General features: G+C 67.5%; 10 protein-coding genes. 1 reads left to right on the forward strand and 9 read right to left on the reverse strand.

Annotated features, from left to right (window positions below):
• Positions 1-164: 164 nt before the first annotated feature.
• The 3 genes from ACI79L_RS13295 to ACI79L_RS13305 form a co-directional block, all read right to left on the reverse strand.
• Positions 165-1,829 (reverse strand): restriction endonuclease, encoded by a 1,665-nt coding sequence (locus tag ACI79L_RS13295; RefSeq protein WP_456937242.1) that lies wholly within the window; start codon positions 1,827-1,829, stop codon positions 165-167.
• Between the two features lie 147 nt (positions 1,830-1,976).
• Positions 1,977-3,671, reverse strand: coding sequence for a hypothetical protein (locus ACI79L_RS13300; RefSeq protein ID WP_456937243.1), 1,695 nt, complete (start codon positions 3,669-3,671; stop codon positions 1,977-1,979).
• 155 nt (positions 3,672-3,826) lie between these two features.
• Positions 3,827-4,174, reverse strand: a complete 348-nt coding sequence (locus ACI79L_RS13305; RefSeq protein ID WP_456937244.1) for a nucleotide pyrophosphohydrolase — start codon at positions 4,172-4,174, stop codon at positions 3,827-3,829.
• Between the two features lie 137 nt (positions 4,175-4,311).
• Here ACI79L_RS13305 and ACI79L_RS13310 point away from each other — a divergent pair, with 137 nt between their 5' ends.
• On the forward strand, positions 4,312-6,168 hold the full coding sequence (locus ACI79L_RS13310; RefSeq protein WP_456937245.1) for a DNA/RNA helicase domain-containing protein: 1,857 nt from the start codon (positions 4,312-4,314) through the stop codon (positions 6,166-6,168).
• Between the two features lie 227 nt (positions 6,169-6,395).
• Here the strand turns inward: ACI79L_RS13310 and ACI79L_RS13315 are convergent, their stop codons facing one another.
• From ACI79L_RS13315 to ACI79L_RS13340, 6 genes are all read right to left on the reverse strand, one after another.
• Positions 6,396-6,821, reverse strand: coding sequence for a very short patch repair endonuclease (locus ACI79L_RS13315; RefSeq protein ID WP_456937246.1), 426 nt, complete (start codon positions 6,819-6,821; stop codon positions 6,396-6,398).
• A gap of 110 nt (positions 6,822-6,931) precedes the next feature.
• The gene (locus ACI79L_RS13320) at positions 6,932-11,857 is read right to left on the reverse strand and encodes a helicase HerA-like domain-containing protein (protein ID WP_456937247.1); all 4,926 of its coding nucleotides are present in this window, start codon (positions 11,855-11,857) and stop codon (positions 6,932-6,934) included.
• Positions 11,854-13,395 carry a hypothetical protein gene (locus ACI79L_RS13325; RefSeq protein ID WP_456937248.1) on the reverse strand — a complete coding sequence of 514 codons (1,542 nt, stop codon included), beginning with the start codon at positions 13,393-13,395 and terminating at the stop codon, positions 11,854-11,856. Before ACI79L_RS13325 ends, ACI79L_RS13320 begins: the two co-directional genes overlap by 4 nt.
• Entirely contained in the window at positions 13,395-15,308 is a 1,914-nt protein-coding gene (locus tag ACI79L_RS13330) for a hypothetical protein (protein ID WP_456937249.1), read from the reverse strand. The genes ACI79L_RS13325 and ACI79L_RS13330 overlap by 1 nt, the downstream gene beginning before the upstream one ends.
• Positions 15,308-16,468 carry a DNA cytosine methyltransferase gene (locus ACI79L_RS13335; RefSeq protein WP_456937250.1) on the reverse strand — a complete coding sequence of 387 codons (1,161 nt, stop codon included), beginning with the start codon at positions 16,466-16,468 and terminating at the stop codon, positions 15,308-15,310. Before ACI79L_RS13335 ends, ACI79L_RS13330 begins: the two co-directional genes overlap by 1 nt.
• A 376-nt stretch (positions 16,469-16,844) precedes the next feature.
• Positions 16,845-18,125 (reverse strand): diguanylate cyclase domain-containing protein, encoded by a 1,281-nt coding sequence (locus ACI79L_RS13340; protein ID WP_456937251.1) that lies wholly within the window; start codon positions 18,123-18,125, stop codon positions 16,845-16,847.
• Between the last annotated feature and the right edge of the window lie 64 nt (positions 18,126-18,189).

Raw genomic sequence — 18,189 nt, forward strand, 5'->3', positions numbered from 1 at the left:
CGACAAGGTCGAGGCATAGCTGTGGCCGTCTAGTGAAACTGCTTGGCCAGGTCGACACGGGTGGGGGGAGCTGCTCGTCCTGCCACCGCTCGGCGCCCTGGCCGGTCGCCTCAAGCGGAGCATCGAGGACCAATGGCGGACAGAACACGCTGCAATCATCGCGCTCACGGATTCGGGTATCGGCGCTGCAGCCAGGCTCGAAGTCCGCCTTCGCTGCCGAGTCCGGCTGTCTTGAGGATGGCGACAAGATCGGCTCCCGAGAGGATGACGACCGGATGCCCGTCCTCGCGGATCTCCTTGTACGCCTGTTCGCGTACGTACGAGGTCGTAACGAGGACCCCGAACTGTCGGAACCGAAGTCGGCTGATCAGCCGTGAGACCTCACGGACACCGACCGCGTTGCCGGGCTGGTAGCACTTCGCTTCCAACGCGAAGTCCAGATGCACCCGGTCGGCGGCAGGGCCGATGGCGTAACGGCCAATCGCGTCGCGTCCTCCATCTCGGCTCGCCCTCGTGACCTCGACGCTCTCGACGGCTGGAGCCTGCAAGCGGAACAGCTCGACGGCGCACGGCTCGAAATCCGTCGGGCGATCGGCGAAATGGGCGTAGAGCACGTCGAGCAGACGGCGATCTCCACCGCTCACAGGCTCCTGGGCAGCGCGGCTACGGTGCTGACTCGTAGGCGGTGCCAGCAGGGGGCGGTAGGAGTCCGCCTCTACCCATTCGCGCCAGCTGGGCGGGGCTTCGGACCCGGTGGTGATGACTGCGCCAGGGGCGAGCAATTGCTGGATCCACCGCCTTGAGATGACGGACTCATCGAGGACCGTGAACAGGGCCCGGTAGTTCTGAAACCGCTCGCCGCCCCGGCTGCGCCAGATCGCCACCAACTGCTGGTCGGGCGGCGTGTTGGGCGTCCCCGGAGCCAAGAGCCCCCGGAAGCGGACCGCCCGCCCACTTCCGTTGGCTCGTTCGAACAGCAGGAAGGGCGGTACAGCCGCACGCCCATCGGGTCCTGCCAGCGCATGGCTGAACGCCGACCGCAGGATCTGGTTCCCATTGCGCGGCGTCTCGTGCAGCTCCGACCCGGGCTTCCGGTTGTCCCCGTAGTACGTGAAGGTCCCGGTGGCCACATCGAGGACGTCCGGCCAGTCCTCGTTGACACCAGAGGTGTAGAGGACGACGAGCCGCACGGTGCCCTTCGAAGGCGAGCCGGCGTAGCGAAATCCGCCTTGGTTGCCCACGGGCAGGAGCACCGCCAGTGGGTCGTCACCGGCATGCCCTGCGGTACCGGCGAGATATGTCTGTTCGACCACCAAGTCCGCCGTCGCGAGGTGGCTGAACAGGACTCCCGTAGTAAGCAGGCCACGTCGATCAGGCGCGCCATCGCCCATCTGGGAAGCCACCCCTGCAGAACGTGCTTCCCGGTGCGGGCGGTACGCCTTGGACAGGGCGATGGTCATGCGCTCGGCGAAACGAGCGTCGATCTGCACGACGTCCGGAAGCCCTTCGGCGCTTCCGTGGCGCAGCGTCTCCGCTAGGAGATCCGTCTCGCGTAGCGGGCTGCCAGGCTCATCGAGCACTTCGATGGGGACGAGGACGAGGTGAGACTCGACATCCTGGCGAGTCCCGCCTGTCGCGCTGGGGCGCGGAGCGTCGCCTACGGCACGACATCGAGCGAGGATGCCTCCGTCGTCGGTGCACACGAACAGCTCATCGCCAGCCTGAATAGACAAGGCGATGAGCGCGTCAGAGCCGAAGGCCGAGCGCTCCTTCATGACCGCCCAGTCGTCGCGCTGTTCGTTCGAGATGATCCCGAGCCACGTCGCCACTCATCTACGCCGTCCGGTGTTCGCAGCGGGTGAGGGCATGTCCTGACGGAAGCCCGTTGGGCCGTGCTCGCTGTGCCGACGCTTGTTGCCCCGGCATCTCACTATCCGTTGCTCATAGCGCCGGACCAGACGCGACACACCGTCTGTCTAGGTCCGTCGATCGCGCAGGACATGCTCCCGATGCCACCGGAACAGGTCCGCAGTCAGGGGCGAGTGTTCATCGCAACGTCGCCCGACAAGCGCACCAGCTCGGCGACTGAGGGTTCCATCGGCATGGACGTCCCCAGACAGGATCAACGTGCCGTCCTCGTCCACTCCGACGAAGCCGGCCTCGAACAGCGCGTCGCAGCCGAAGACGCATGCCGGCATCGCAATGCGGTGCAACTGCCGGCGTTCCTCATCGCTACAGGCGTACCGGGGCTTGATGTGAGCCGCGCGAAGGAAGGCGACGGGGAACTCGTCCCCGCACAGCGCACACGCGCGCACGGAGTCGACGCCGAAAAGCGTCGCTCGGAGGCGTCGCTGCTCGCGTCGCGCTTCGACGGTCCGCATCACGGACGTCGCACCGTCGAACGTGGGATCCCACGGCTCGGGCCCTTCGCTATCAGCGACCAGAACAGCTACCGGCGGCGTTCCGGACACCGCGACGTCGGAGCGGCTCGCCAACACCGCTCCCACGAAGGAGCTTCGGTGGCCCAACGTGTCGACGTCGATGGAGACCGCGCCGTGCAGGCGCATCAGATCGAGGCCGAGCTGAACGTCCGCGATGGGGACTGGCCGGCCCCCCGGTGAGCGCTCGGTTCCGACGAGCACATGGGGTGGCCGCAAGGCCAGGACCCTGTCCACGGCTCCACCCGCCGTCGTGACAGTCTTCCCGACCAGTTCGGACAGCAGCCGCTCAGCTTCTGAGACGTGCTCCTTAGGTCCCGTCGGCGCCGGGTCGAACAATGCGGACATCGTTGCAGCTGCAGCAGGATGCCCGTCGATCGCTCTGGCCAGCCTCGCGATGGCTCGCCGACGGAACGTCTCGTCGCCAACGACCAGCTGCTCCGCCTCGAAGGTCAGGCCACCCGCGGGATCCGATCGCCGTACGACCTCCCGCCCGCGAGCCTCGGGTACGTCCGGGACGCCGATCAGCCGCCACCAGCGACAAGCACGGAGGGCGTACCAAGCCAGCGCCGGATCGGGCCGAGTCTGGCCGACCGCGAAGGGCGCCATGAGCCGACTGAGTTCCTCACGGGCAGTGGAGTACGCCTGCATTCGCTCATGACCCCGGACTGCCCGGGAGATCGCCCAGAGCAGCACTAGATGCTGGTAGCGAGCAGGTCGGCCCAGCTGCCGATCGACTCGCAATGCATCGATGCTGGCGAGGAGCTCTGCCTTGAGCGGCCCATCCGCTCCCTGCGCCTCCGCTGGTGCCCCGTCTTCAATCTCCCGTGCAGGCGCACGGCCTCCGATCAGCGCGACGATTTCGGCAGCTCGGTCACCGGCGAGTCGCTCAAAGTTCCTGATCTGCACGGTGTGGACGCCGGCGACAGCCATGAACTCCTCGCCGTCCATCCACACGGGACTCGTCGGCTCGTCGACGACCCTCATGGGGATGAGCGCCTCGTAGCGCTTCGGCTCCGACCACGGAACGTCCGCGAGACGAGCCGGCGGGTGAGCATCGGCGGTGGCACGAAGCCGACCGAGCCAGCCTCGCCGAGCTCCCCAGACGACGATGTCGTCGCCGGCGCGGACCTTCAGTGCCGCCAGACGGTCCGATCCGAACAGGCCCTCGCGTTTACAGATGTCCCAGTTGCCGCTGTCCTCGGCTCTGATGGAGCCCAACCACGTCGCCACTCATCCACGCCGTCCGGTGTTCGCAGCGGGTGAGGGCATGTCCTGACGGAAGCCCGTTGGGCCGTGCTCGCTTCGCCGAGCCTCTACCGCTCGGCCTGACCACTATCGGTCGCCGTTCCCACTGCTCGCGGAAGTGACACACCGCGCGGTTGCGGTCACTCCTTGACCGGCGCGATGCTCCACGCTTCGTCCGGCGGGAAGCGCTTTTCGTTGGCCGCGAGCTTGCCTCGCGTCGCCATGGCCAGGTCTACACCGACGATGTCAGCTAGCCGCAGCAAGTAGAGAAGCATGTCGGCCGTCTCCTCCCTCAGTCGGTCGTGCAGTCGCGGCTGACAGACGGCCGCCATCTGGTCGTCCGCCGGCAGCCACTGGAGCAGCTCCGCCAGCTCCCCTCCCTCGATGACGAGCGCCAACGCCAGCGACTTCGGGTCGTGGAAGCGTCCCCAGTCCCGGGCCTCGGTGAAGGCGCGCATCCGCCGGGTCAGGTCCTCGATATCCGACACAGACCGAGTATCGGGACGGATCCCCACCGTGACGGCAGCTACTGTCCAGAGACGCGGCCCGACAGGCTTCCGGACCCCGGACACGCCTCCACCCGCACGAGTCGATTCGTGCTGCCCGGAGACTGTCCTTGCCCCTGTTGCGCACCTCCGCGCGAGGCCTCGCCGACCTCGCCAGCGACGGCCACGTCGGCGCTGTCCTCGCCCAGCAGATGTCGTCGCAGATGAAGCGCAGGGCCTCGGCATCCGAGATCCGCTCCTGGGAGGACAGCCTCCGTGTCCTCGCCGACGACCTCCTCCAAGCCGGCCTCGACCGGATCGAGGTGCTGCTCGAACACCAGCTGCCGCTCAGCAGCAAGCGGATCGACGTCGTCCTGGCCGGCCGGCATGCACATAGAGACGGCCCGTCCTACGTCATCGTCGAGCTCAAGCAGTGGACCGAGGCGGAACGCTTCGAGGACGACGTCGAGCTCGTCGTCCAGCCCTCCTACGGACCTCGCCCGCTGCTGCACCCGGTGGCCCAAGTGCGGTCCTACGGCGAATACCTGCTCGACTTCACGTCCGTCCTGCACGGGACCACGGACGTCCTCGCCGGGGCGGCCTACCTGCCCAACGCGACGACGTCCCGCGTCGGCAGCCTGTTCGACTATCCGCAGGACGAGCTCGGCCGGCTGTTCACCGGTCAGGACCGCAGGGAGTGGCTGGGCTTCCTACGCAGCCGGCTCGCACCCGTTGACGGGAGCGTCTTCGCCGACCGGCTGCTGCACTCGGCGATCGCACCGAGCAAACAGCTGATGGCCGTCGCGGCCGAGGAGGTCCGCCGCCGAGAGCAGTTCGTCCTCCTCGACGAGCAGCGCGTCGCTTTCGACCTGGTTATGCGCGAGGTGGAGAAGGCCCGCGCCGGCGATCACAAGAGCGTCGTGATTGTCTCCGGCGGCCCTGGGAGCGGCAAGAGCGTCATCGCGCTGTCACTGCTCGGTGAGCTCAACCGGCGCGGACGATTTGCCATCCACGCGACGGGCTCGCGATCGTTCACCCAGACGCTGCGACGGGTGGCCGGCGCCGGGTCGCGACAAGTGCAGTCGCTGTTCAAATACTTCAACAGCTTCATGGACGCCGACAAGAACGGTATCGACGTCTTGATCGCGGATGAGGCGCACCGACTCCGCGAGACCTCGGCCAACCGCTGGACGCGAGCAGACCTCCGCACCGCCAGGGCCCAAGTGGACGAGCTCATCGACGCTGCCCGGGTGCCGGTCTTCCTGCTCGACCAGAACCAGGTCGTCCGCCCCGGCGAGATGGGGACGGTGGAGGACATCATGGCGGCCGCACGGAAGCGCGGCCTCGAGGTGCACCACGTCGACTTGAGCGCGCAGTACCGGTGCGGCGGGTCCGAGGCCTACATCGACTGGGTCGAGCGGCTGCTGGGGCTTCGGCCGGGCGGACCGATCCCGTGGGACGGCGACCCGAACTTCGAGGTGCGTGTCGTCGAGTCGCCATCGGCGATGGAGGCGGCACTCGCCGCCAAGCTGGAGGAGCACTACGGCGCCCGCATGGCGGCCGGCTACTGCTGGCCGTGGAGCGACCCGCGCAAGGACGGCACCCTGGTCCCCGATGTACAGATCGGCGACTGGGCACGACCGTGGAACCTCAAGGGCGACCGGTCAGTGGGCGGTGCTCCCCCGTCGGCGCTGTGGGCCAGCGCGCCGGCCGGCTTCGGTCAAGTCGGCTGCGTCTACACCGCTCAGGGATTTGAGTACGACTGGAACGGCGTCATGATCGGTCCTGACCTGGTGTGGCGGAACGACCGATGGATCGCTGTCCGGTCGGCCAACCGGGACCCCGACTTCCGCAACACCAAGCGGGTCAGCGACCGAGAGTTCGAGGCGCTCGTCCGCAACGTCTACAAGGTGCTGCTGAGCCGAGGAATGCGTGGAACCCTGCTGTATTCGACCGATGCTGAGACTCAGGCACTGTTGGACTCATTAGTAGAGTAGCCCCTCACCGCATCCTGAAGACGGAAGACGTTCAGCAACCTTTGCATTCATCCCTGGTGACACAGAGGCGAAATGATGCCACTCCAATCCCCATGAGCCACGACGGCCCCTCGCAGACGAGACTCTGCTATGCCCCATGGCGTCTGAGCTAGCCTTAAAGCCACCTCAGGGCCTACCCCCCCACTAGCGCGAGTCGCATCCACTGAGAGGCGTCTAGCTGCGACCAGCTAAGAGGAATCCGACCCTGCCTTGTCTACATGTCCGCGTAGCATTTTATCCCGCCGCTCCCGCACGGTCCTTATGACGAGTTCGGCGACGAGGTCAGATGGTTCGTGCTCCCAAGCCCGGATAATGTGCCAGCCCGCTTCATGCAACTTCTCATCAGTGTCACGGTCCCGAGCCTGATTCCGCTCCACCTTCGTCTTCCAGTACTCGGAATTGGCATGCGTGGCACGGCTGCCATGTTCAGGGCAGCCGTGCCAAAAGCAGCCGTCAATGAAGACGGCTACCCGAGCTGGCCCAAAGACAATGTCGGCCCGTCGACGCAGTGAACGCAGGGGCGCAGTGTCCACCCAGTAGCGCAAGCCAGCCGCGTGTACAGCCCGCCTCACCGCCAGCTCCGGGGCGGTGTCTCGGGTCGGCTGCCGCTGCATCCTTCCGCGCACCGCGACGCTGCTGGCCCACGAGGACGCGTTCGTATCCTCGCGTGCTTGGCGACGGGCGCGCGCCGGCCTCCGCGCCTTCGTACCGTCGGTCGCTGGGCTCACTCCCCTCCGAGTTTCGGTATGCCAAGGGCAACACCGTCACGGTAAGCCTGTGCCATCTTGATCAGGCGCGGAGCATCGCCACGAAGGCTGACGAAAGCCTCGCCGACACCGAGCGTGCGAATCTGCTCAGCGAGTCTCGGGTTGTCGGGATCCAGCTTCCGCGCCGCCATCGTTGCGACCGTGGCGTCCGGCAGCCCAAAGCAGATCTTCGTCTGGGCGTTGGCCGCTACAACGTCGGGCAGGTCAAGGGGCTGCTGAGTGGCCAGCACCACCGCGAGACCCTTAGAGCGCCCCTCTCGGATCATTGTCTTGATCGCTTGAAAGGCGGCGACGCGATGCGCTTCGTCGACAACTGCAACGTAACGCACCGTGTTTGGAACGGGCGGCAGGTTCTGCACGCGGAGAAGCAACGAGGAGAGGATGAACCCCGCTGCCAGGATGGTGGTCTGGCCGTTCCCGGGAATCCGGGACAGCCCGAAGACCACATTCCGGTCGATCACGTCGCCCAGCGGGGGACCATCTCGGAAGAGTTCGTGCCGCGTCAAGTCTCCCATAACGCCGGCCAGGTCGTCGTCTAGCAGCGCATCCAGCGTGCGCAGGGTAGGCCACCGGTTCTCGGTGCCCACCACTGTGTACGCCTCCTTCAGGAAGCTCTCGAGCTTGGCGCGTTGCCGACGACCCATTCGGGTGAAGTAGGCAGTTGCCTCGTCGACGGTGTCGCGCAGTTCAATGACGGCGGTGGCAATAGCACGCTCGCTGCGATCGTCCAGGGCTAGAGGATTGTAGGGGGCCCCGCCGTTCCACAGGTCGAGGAAGTCGGCCCCGGCCAGCTGCGGGAAGCCAGTCTCGTCGCTGTAGTCGTTCTTGAAGTCGGCGATGCCAAAGCGGCTCCCGCTGTGGTGAGCGAGCTGGGCAAGCAGGCTCATCACAAATTGTGTTTTACCCATGCCGGACGAGCCCCAGATTTCCACGTGCCCGTTCTGCAGCACGGTCTGTCCGGCGCCAGCTGGATGCCAGCGCACCTCCTCCCCCGTCGCGATGTCCCAACCAAGCACGGGTGCCTGGAACACACTGCCGAGCGTCCGATCGGAGACCTGTGGCTGCGGCGAAAGGCGGGCGTCGCCGTCCCGGTTGGTCGGGCTGGGCGGTTGAGCCTGATCGCCTCCCGACTCGCCAAAGTCGGCCGCCGTCGTTACCGGGGATCCGCCGTAGGTGCCCGCCTGCTCGCCATCGGCAGCCCCATCGGACTTCTGGGGGTCTTTGCCTGGCTCGAGCTTGCTATCGACGTCCGAGTCCTCAACCTTGGGCCTTGACTCCGGGCGGCGCCGGATCCGCCCACCCGGCAGTGGGGGCGCGTCAGCCTGAACAGTCCGCAGCTCTGTGAGCCGGACCGAGGTGGCCTTGAGCAATAGTTCCTCAGTCAGCTTGATGCTGTGCAAGGCCACAGGAACGATGTCCCCTGCGACCTCCTGTGGGTAGTGCCGGTGGAACTCGGAGACGCCAGGGCCGAAGACGAGCCCGACGCCGGCCCACTCCAGGGTTCCTTCCCCCCGGCGGAAGGCTTCCAGTGCCGCGATTTCATCCGAATCCAGCTTGAACCGGGACTCGCGTGCCACCGAGTAGGCAGCCTCAGTGATGCGGTTCAGCCATAGCCGGCTGTGCACTGAGCCTCGCTCTGGATAGGCAGCCCAGCGCGTCGCAGCCAGGGTCTGGCTGAGCTGGTCCAGGGCACCGCCGGCAGCGTCCGTTTCATCGCTGCGCCGGGCCTTGACTTCGATCGCCGCGATGTGCACCCCCTTTTCCGTCGGGTCGAGGGCGATAGCTAGCAGGTCCGCGCGCTTGCCGCGGAACCAGTGCCGGTACTCGTCGAGGCTGATCAACAACACTCGGCAGCCCGGCGGCAGTGGCCAAGGAGTCGTCGTGGTGGCCAGGAGGCTAAAGGCAACACAATGGCCGACAAGCTCGTTGATACCGGCACCGCTGGTGGCTGCCTCAAGCGCGAGGATGCCGTAGCCCTGGCTAGCAACCTTGCGGATGTCGGTGCCGATGCCGAAGGCCACGTCTGGCTCTGCCACGATGCCCGCTGCCCGGAGACTGCGACCGATCGCGCGGTCGGCCGGACCACCGGATTTCTGGCTGAGCACGAGCGAGAGGGGGCTGTCTCCGCCGAGCCGACGCTCTTGGTGGAGGATGGCGACCTCGTCGGCGCCGAGAGCCTGCTCCAGACTGTCTCGAGTGGCGTAGCGGTCGAGCATGGCGACCCAGAGGGCCAGCTCGTGCACCTGCTTCAACTGAGCGGCGATGTCCAAGGTGCCGGTGCGAGCCTCATGGACGCGCAACGGGTCGCCTGGCTCGGGCCAGGAGTCCTCCACTGCGTTCTGCAGCCTTAGCCAGGCCTGGCCAGTGGCCGTGGTAGCGGGAGGCATGAGCAAGGTGCGCCCCGCCTGCCGCGGGCGCTGCCACGTGCGGGGAGCGAAGAGGACCTCGCTGTCCAGCTGGGGCGGCTCCACCTCAGTGGGGTAAACCTGCAGCCGTGAGCCGCCGTCGGTAATGCCGGTGACCAGCGCAAGGTGGACCGCGGGCGCGCCACCGGCAGGATGCAGGACCCGCTTGGCGTCCTCGAGGGTGTCGAGGTAACGCAGCTCCAGAACGTCGCGGCTGCCTCGCAGCTGATCGTCCGCGGTCGCCAAGGTTTGCCAAGTAGGCCGGCTTTGCAGCCCTTGTCCGACGCAAAAAATCTCGATCTTGCCGACGATTGCGCCCCCGACCTTGCGGCCTATCACCTGGGCCGCTTGCGCGGCTAGAAGATCCGCGGCGCCAGGCCCCCACGCCAGGCACCGGAGGTGACCGGCGGCTTCTGGCTGCAGAGAAAGGAGGCGACCGAGCACATCTGTCAGCGCGGTGGTCGCATAGCCGCTCTCGTCGCGCGCGACCTTGCCTCCGTAGAGGCTCCACAACCGCCCCTCGCTGGTGGGGACGATCGGCCGGTCCTGCGTACGCAGGGTGAGGTAGGCCGGGTGCTGGGACGCGGTAGTACGCGCCACCGCTGCGGTCGTCGCTTCCGTCGGCTTGGCGTCGCTGTCTGGCTCCTCGGCCTGCCCCAGCAGTTCCCAGAGCGCGTCAAGGTACTGGGCCAGCCACTCAGCCTTTAGGGGCGCAAGCCCCGTAAGCGCGGCGGCACGGTCGCCACCGATGACTGCGCCTGCCAAGGCGAGACTGGACGCGTACGCGGTGTCGCCGATCTCCTCGGCGGCCTGGCATGCCTGAGTCCAGGTCCCGGCCCAAGCGACGAGGAGGCGGGAGTCCATCCCGAACTCGAGCATGTTCTGGGCCAAGCTGGTGAGCTCGTTGGCCAGCGGCAACAGCGGGTCGGGCACGGACCCAGCGGACACGTTGGCTGTCGCACCACAAAAGGCGCGCAGCGTCGGCTCCTCCGGCATGGACAACGTCAGCGCGGGTTGTTCAGCAAACAGCAGTGCCGCCCGCAGCAGGGCTGCATCATCGAGGTCGGGACGCCAGTCGACCTGCACCGTAGCGTCTTCACCATGCAACCTGAGCTGCAGCGGGGGGAGGTCGGTGGAGGAGGCTAGGTCGGCGTCCGCAAAGGCCGCCAGGACGTCGCCTTCGTCAGCACGCTGCAAGAGGAGCCCGTCGATCTCCCCGCCGGTGCGATCCCAGCGTCGCATGAGTGCGCCTAGCCGCAGTCGAGCACATGCCAGCGTAAGCACCCGCCCGGCTCCGCTGCGGTTGTTGGCCTGCGAGGCAGGCGGCAGTGGGCTCAGCACCTGCACTCGGTGAATCAGGCCCCCCAGTTGCTGCGTGGCTTTAACTAGGGCCGCCTCGGGGCAGGACGGATTGCTGCCGTTGATTGCCTTGTCGCGGAGAAGCCGCTCAAGCTTGGTTCGCGTCGTCCGAGGGAAGATGGCGCGCCGCTGGGCCTCGTCCAGGTCGAGCAGCTCCTGCGCCGCCTGCTTCTGTTCGGCAGCGCGACGGAGAGACTGCGCGCGGCGCAGATAGTTGTCCCAGGGCAACGCCGCCGCCTGTCCTTCGGGCGGCAATCCATTCTGATAGTCGTTCAGTGCAGCCGTGACCGCCCCGACCAAGTCCTGGCTCTTCTGCTCCAGGATCTCCTTGGCCTCGTCGTACTGCAGCAGGGTGAGCAGGCGATCGTCTCCGACTTGCAGCGCGCGCATCACTTCGTCAGCCGCGACAGTGATGGCACCCTTGTCGCCGCGCAGCCCCGGACGCCGCGCGAGCACCGTCTCCGTGCGGCGACGCAGGTCAGGGTAGGCCGCGGGACGCAGGAGATCCTCGCTCGTGCGGCGGGCGGCCAACGCCAGATTGTCGCCGATGCGGTCCCCCTCCACACGATCACCGGCAGAGAGGTCCCGAAATGCGCCGAGCACCGGGAGTGCCTGCAAGGGGGGCTCGCCGGCCGCAAGCCGATCAAGATAAGAAGCGACAGCCGCAGCGCTCGGCCGGCTCGCGATGCCGGCCCGAGCGATGGCATCACGAACCGCGCGGGCCGGACCGTCCAGGGCCACCGCAGGCTGCTGCTGAGCGAGCAGCCCCAGACCGGCAGGGCCCTCGAGGAGCACGCTCGGCGAGACTGACTCGAACAGATTCAGCGACTGTCGGTCGGGCACCTGTTCGCCCTCGCAGAGGACGAGGACCACGCCTCGGGCGCCTGCCTCACCGCGGCGGTTCCGCAGTGCCGTGCCCGACGTGTCCGCGAGCGCATAGGGACCAAAGCGGCCCGGCTCAGCAGATACGACGGCGAGGGGAGGAAGGTCGTCACCCCAGGCCCCAGCCATGCCCTCGGCCAAGGACACTGGCACGCCTTCGACAAGTACAAACTTCGCCGCGCCACCGGGCATTCGCCGGATGTGCGCGGCCAACGCTGCTCCGAGCCGCTGACTCATGCCTGCGACCTCGCGGCTCGCTCCCCGACGACCATAGTGCGGTCCGACAGTCCCAGGGCTAGGCCGGCCTCGGACATCAATCGCTCCGCCCTCCGGGCGTTGCGCTCCAAGCTGCTGCCGTCGACCTGGCCGCTGAGATCAGTGCCGGCCGATGACTCCTGATTGATCACAAATCCCCACTCTTGACGCACTGCGGCGAAGAACTCGCGACTGGACATAGGCATATCTGCCGACAGGGCCCCGACAAGTGCGGCCAGCAGGTCCGGCGTGGCCGTGAGATATCGGTAGCGCGTGCCCGCTAGCAGCCCGACAGAGTCGAGCAGGACCCGGAAACCATCCTCGGACCGGCTGTAATTAGCGTTCTCCACGGCGGTGCGCGCCAGCCTCATATAGTCCTCAAGCGGACTGTCATGAGGGAGTCGCGCCAGCTGGCTGCTGATGCTGTCGGCGTCCGCTCCAGCAAGGCCGCTGCGCGGCTCGAACTCGCTGGGCCAGTTGATGACCTTCTCCGCCTTGAGGTGGTGCATGCGACGGGCCAGCGTCAGCACCGTGGCCTCGCCGAGGCGGATGCGTGCGCGACGATACGAGTCTTCGGACCGCTGGCGCACCGGGTCAGCTGCGCGAGCCAGGCCGCCGAAGCTGAGTAGCAAGAAGCGGTCCTGCCCCGGTGTGTCGGTCGCATCCCAGGCAGTGCGCAAAGTGTGTGCGGCGAGGTCGAGAGCCAGGATGGTGCGTAGTTGCCACAGCTTCGCTGGGCCGCTGGCCCCTCCCTGCATCATCACGCCTTCAGCGTGCCGACACAGCCGGGAGGCAAAATCCTGGAGACTCTCGTGCCTGCCCTGCTCCCAAGCGTCGCGCTCGTCCTGTTCCAGCTCTGGCACGCGGTTATAGGCGTCCACCCCGGCCAGCGCTGACTCAAGTCGCAAGTTGATCTGCGAGAGCGGGCTCGGCGCGGTCAGGGCGTCGCGGATCGCGTCTACGGCGCGCCTTCCAAGCTCGGCGTCGCCGGGATCCACCGGGTCGAGCAGCAACCGCGCCAGGGTAATCCCGCTACCACGCATGTAAACCTTGCGTACTGAGTAGTCGGCCCGCCGTGGGCTCGGCTTGCGGGCGTCGTACCAGAGCAGCGACTCGTGAAAGGGCCTAAGCAGCCAGGCGCCCTTCTGGCCGCGCTGGGTGTCGGGGTCTACGAGTCCGTCAAGGGTCGCGCGGGCGAGTCGCAGGTTCGCTGACTCACGGACCTCCTGGCCGGCCGCCAGCTTCGCGCCGTAAGCCGCCGGAGTGGTCGACTCATCGCCAGCACGGTCGTCGTCGAGGCCACCGAGAAAGTTTTCTCCGAGCGCGAGGCTGCGCACGGCGTAGTTCTTCCGCTTGGGACTGCGCAAATCATCGGTGTCCGCCGGGGCCTGGTAGCCATTCTGGGCGAGCGTCAACAGCGTCTCAGCGCATAACTGGGGTGCGCGCTCGTCCCGGTCGGGATCGAGGGTGTACAGCGCTTCAGCGATGCTGCCTGGCGAGAGCCTGGGGTCGCGGCGCATCAGCCGTGCCCTCGGCCGGCGAAGTGCGGAAGACTGACCGTGACCAACGCTGGTGGCGAACTTTCCGGGTCGGCTACCCGCAAACCGTCGTCGGTCGGCGGACCGTCGGCCAGGCGCCCGTAGAAGCTGCGCAGGTCGTTCATTTCTGCCACTCCCTGTCCCACTGGCCCCTGGTACTGCGCCGCCTCGCGGATGGCTTCGTACATGCGGGGTCGGATTCGAAGCGCCAGGGTGCGGTCTCCATCTACGACGAGGTCTACGTCGACGTGGTCGACATCCAGTAGGTCCTCCACGAGCCCGGCGTCGGGAACGGTCAAGCGAAGTCGCTCGACTGCCACCAGACTGTGCACCAGCGAGGGTCGCGCCGGACGGAATGCTCCCGGGTCGCGGGCGAAAAGGCATGCGGGATCCGGGACGACCAGGCCTTCAGTGGGGCTAGCGAATCCGGTGACCAGGAAGTTCAGCCCGCGCACCAATTGCATGCGATCCGCGAACGTGTCTTGGCCGGCCGCAGCCTTCTCAGCCAAGGCGACGAGGTCGGGTAGATAGCGGAAGTCGAGGAGTCGCCGGGCCGCGGCAGCCGCCCCACCAAGCTCCGGAGCAGCCTCGAAATAGAGTCGCTGGCGCCACAGCGCTTGGCCGGGGTAGGCCGAGCTGTCGTCGCTATCCACCAGGGCGGCGAGCCCGTCCTCCACCCGAGTTAGGTCCTCGTCGGTGCTCACCATCTCACCGAGAGCAGAGAACGTCATCGCCCGTTGCCGGGTGTTCACCCTGTCCAACGGGGAGCGGCTGCCGGACAATCCAGACAACCGTCCTCGAACGGCGTCCCGCTCCTCGCCGTCGGCGACGCCGTTCGCGACAAGTTGCGGATCCCCGGCCAACAAGCGCACGCCATACGGCGCGCCCGCAGTGTCGCGCAGCCAGCCGTCCACCTCTAGGTCGCTCACTTCGCCTAGGCGGGCGCGCCGCATGCCGGACAGCAGGGGGGAGCGCTCGATCGCCTCGGCGCTGAGGCCACCGCCCACAACGCGGGTGAAGTAGCCCGACGTGGCCGTGAACGCGTCCTTGTCCTTGTCCCGGACACCGCGTTTGACATCCGCGCACGTGAGGTCGCCGACGATGGCCCACGACAAGATGGCCAGCACTTCGCGCAACGTGGGCACGGCCTCTCCAGTGCCGAGCCGGACGAGGAGTCTCAACTGCTCCCCCACCTCGGGATCGCGCAGTGCCTCAGCATTGCTGCGCATGGGGCAACCGGCCGTCTCGAACGGGCACCCGGCGCAGCCGTCCCAAAGCTCTTCCCGGGAAACGTAATGCAGCAGCTGCGACCACAGCCGGGCCGCCGTCGGCCGCTGACGGTTGGCGTTCACCACGGTGATCAGCCCTGCCCGTGCTGCTCCCTGACGCAGCGCCTCCTCGAGCGCGGTAGCCACGTCGGCGTGCCCGAGTTCTTCAAGAACGTCGCGCATGACGCCCTCGTTGGCACATACCAGCGCCTGCCCACCGTGCTCGACGGCGTCAAGGATCAACTGCAGCGCCGACAAGCGGGCCGCAGGGGTGGGCAGGCCTGAGAGGTCCTTGATCACCCACTTGCCGGGAGCCACCTCGACAGGCCCGTCGTCCTCTGGCAGGCCAGCCCCCACCGTGCGGCTGTATGCCTCGGCGACCGCGGTCTTTCCGGTGCCTGCATTGCCGGTCAGCAATACGGTCCCAGCCTTGCCCTCACGCGCCCAGCCCCGGACGTACCGCGACAGCCGAGTCTCCACGTCGTCGCCGAGCACCTGCGCCAGCTCGGCGAAGTGTTCGCGATACGCCCCGCTCTGGTCGGCTGAGAACACCGAGAGGGAGCGCAGCGCTCGCACCACCGGCAGCTCGTGCGTCACGTCGGCTCGGTCACCGGTCTCGCCTGCCATCAACCTGCCACTCCCTGGGCATGCTTGGTCGCCTCCGCAGGACGACTGGGTCGCTGTCGTTGGGCTCCAGCCAGCTCTCGAGCCGTCCGCGGACGGACGCCGGCCTGCTTCAACGTCTCAGCGACCGCTCCCACGATCACCTCCGCCGCCGTCGGCGGCACGGCGTTGCCGATCTGCCGGCGGACCCGTGGATACGCCGATCGGAATTCGCGCAGGCCAGGTCCGCAACCGTGTTCGAAGATAAAGTCATCAGGAAAGCCCTGCAGTCGAGCCTTCTCGCGGTTGCTCAAACGTCGCGGCTCCACGTGATGGTATCCATGAGTGCCACCACCGCCTCCAGCGATAATTGTATAAGCAGGCTTCGACGGGTCTAGTCGGCGATAGACATGGCTGATCAGGCCCTTGACGGCAAGGGGATGATCCTTGGGAATGACCTCGTAGTTGGACCCCGGCGGAATGAGCTTGAGTCGCTCAACCACCTCGGCAGAATCAATTCCTCGCTCATGGTTTGGGGCGTTCTCAGGGAGCGGATTGGCGTCCAGCGCGTCCGCTACCGTCAATGGACTTCCGGCGAAGGGCGTCGGAATGACAGGGGGCCGGACGCCCAGGTCCCGTCGAATCCCAACGACGATTAGGCGCTCCCGGTGCTGCGGCACGCCGAGATCCGCCATGTCGATCACCTGGGCACTGATGTCATAGCGGACACCAGGGTGAGCCCGCTTCGAGTCGGTGAAACTCCCGGGCGAGCGAAGGGCATGGCGAACCAGGGTCCACGCTGTGCCCCGATTGGCAGACAGGAGGCCGGGCACGTTCTCAAGTACGAAGGCAGCCGGCTGAAGCTCGTTCAGGAAACGTGCGACTTCCCGGAACAGGTTGCCCCGGGCGGTCTTGAGTCCGTCATGGTTCCACAGAGTGGAGTAGTCCTGGCACGGAGGCCCGGCGAGCAAGATGTCACATGGCACGTCAGGGACGGCTGTCTGTGTGATGTCGGCACACTGAATATGCTTACCGATGTTGCGGCGATACGTTTCCACCGCCCACTTCTCATTGTCGATTGCCCACACGACACGAGCACGCCCGCTGTGCTCGGCTCCTAGATCCATCCCTCCGCAGCCGGCGAACAGTGACACTGCGGCATAACGCTGAGGTGAACGCGCCATCAGGCCGAGATTCCCTTCACAATGCCCCTTAACTTACCGGTGAGGTGTCGACGCCCTGGCATCGACTCGCTGGCGCCCGCCTAAATCACACCCTCCCAGCCGGATGATCTTGCAAGCCCGCGCGGCGAAGGCCTGGTGCACAGGCTGGATGGGAGGGCACGCGCGGCAGGCTATGTCGCCCCGCTGACAGTCTCCGGGGACGGCGCGCCGTGGTCCGCGTCACAACCTTTTCGACGCTTTGGGGTGTGCGACGAGCAAGTAAGGCGGACACCCAAGCGCACAGCGGTGACGACGGGATCGAAAGGTTCGGCTGGCACTTTAGCTCTACCCCGGAGTCGATGAGCAGGGTGGCATCTGAACCAACGAGGACGTATCTCTACGTCGGCTCATCCCCCGGGTCGACCACGTGCAGTACCCCGCGGCCGCGCTCCTTGGCGCCGTACATGGCGCGGTCCGCGAGCGAGAGGACCTCGTCCAACGTCGTCCCGGCGGACGCCATCGCCAGCCCGATCGATGCCGACACCCGTACGGTTCGTCGTTCCACCTCGACCTCGTCCACCAGCACAGCAGCCAGCCCGTGACCGATGGCCTCAGCCTCAGCCTTAGCAGCGTCCACCCCGGGCAGGAGCGCCACGAACTCGTCCCCGCCCAGCCGGCCGACCACCGCCCCCGGCAGCTCCCTCTCCACGTGCCGGCGCAGCCGGTCGGCGAGCCGCACGAGCAGCTGGTCCCCCACCGCGTGCCCACCGCGGTCGTTGACCTCCTTGAACCGGTCGACGTCCACGAACAGCACCGCTTCCCCGACGGCCAGCGCCGCGCGGCCGGTGTCGAGCAGGTGGCTGCGGTTGGCCAGCCCGGTCAGCGGGTCCTGCCGGGCCGACCGCAGCAGCGCCTGCTTCCAGCCGTCGGCCTTGGTCGCCACCGCGGTCAGCCGGTCCACGGTTTCCTGCAGCCGCACGGCTTGGTCCGCGTCCGCGTCCGCGGCCAGCCCCGCCGTCGCCGAGGCCAGCGTCTCGAGCACCGTCTCCAGCGGCAGGCCGGCCGCCACCGTCTCCAGCGTCCGGCCCTGCGCGGCCAGCAGCTCGCCGTCCCACCGGTGCGCGGCCACCCGGCGCCGCAGCGACAGCACGCTGCGCACCAGCCGGACCTGGTTCTCGAGCAGCTCCTGCTCGGCCAGGGAGAAGGCCCGCGGCTCGTCGTCGAAGACGCCCAATGAGCCGAGGACGAAGCCGTCCTCGTCGATCAGCGGCACCCCGAGGTAGGACCGGATCGCGCCGGCCGCCACGGCCGGGTTGTCGCGGAACACGGGGTGGTCGAGCGCGTCGGCCACTTGCAGCGGCGCCCGCAGCGCCACCACGTACGCGCAGAACGACAGCTCGTCGGGCACGTGCGAGTACGGCGCGCCCGCACCCCGCTCGGCCGGGAAGCACTGCTCGTCCGGGCCGACCAGGTTGATGACCGCGATCGGCGCCTCCACCGTCCGTGCCATGTAGGCGACGACGGCGTCGAGGTCGGACACCCCGGCGTGCCCCGGCAGCCGGTAGCTGGCGATCGCGGCCAGCCGGGCCGCCTCGGCGACGGCCGACCGCGGATCGGGCAGCGGGACGTCGGCCGGCGCGGTGTCGGGCAGGCGGGGCGTCGGGACGGCGGCGGTCACGCGCGGCGACGCTAGCGGCCGAGCGTCACCGACGGAACACGCTGCGACACCGGGGCGCCCTCGG

Source organism: Geodermatophilus sp. SYSU D00684 (assembly GCF_054050455.1).

What these genes read in the sequence shown, in the direction of transcription:
- ACI79L_RS13320 (WP_456937247.1), bottom strand. Translation starts at nt 11,857, where the DNA reads ATGAGTCAGCGGCTCGGAGCAGCGTTGGCCGCGCACATCCGGCGAATG.
- ACI79L_RS13315 (WP_456937246.1), bottom strand. Translation starts at nt 6,821, where the DNA reads ATGCAGCGGCAGCCGACCCGAGACACCGCCCCGGAGCTGGCGGTGAGG.
- ACI79L_RS13330 (WP_456937249.1), bottom strand. Translation starts at nt 15,308, where the DNA reads ATGGCAGGCGAGACCGGTGACCGAGCCGACGTGACGCACGAGCTGCCG.
- ACI79L_RS13335 (WP_456937250.1), bottom strand. Translation starts at nt 16,468, where the DNA reads ATGGCGCGTTCACCTCAGCGTTATGCCGCAGTGTCACTGTTCGCCGGC.
- ACI79L_RS13325 (WP_456937248.1), bottom strand. Translation starts at nt 13,395, where the DNA reads ATGCGCCGCGACCCCAGGCTCTCGCCAGGCAGCATCGCTGAAGCGCTG.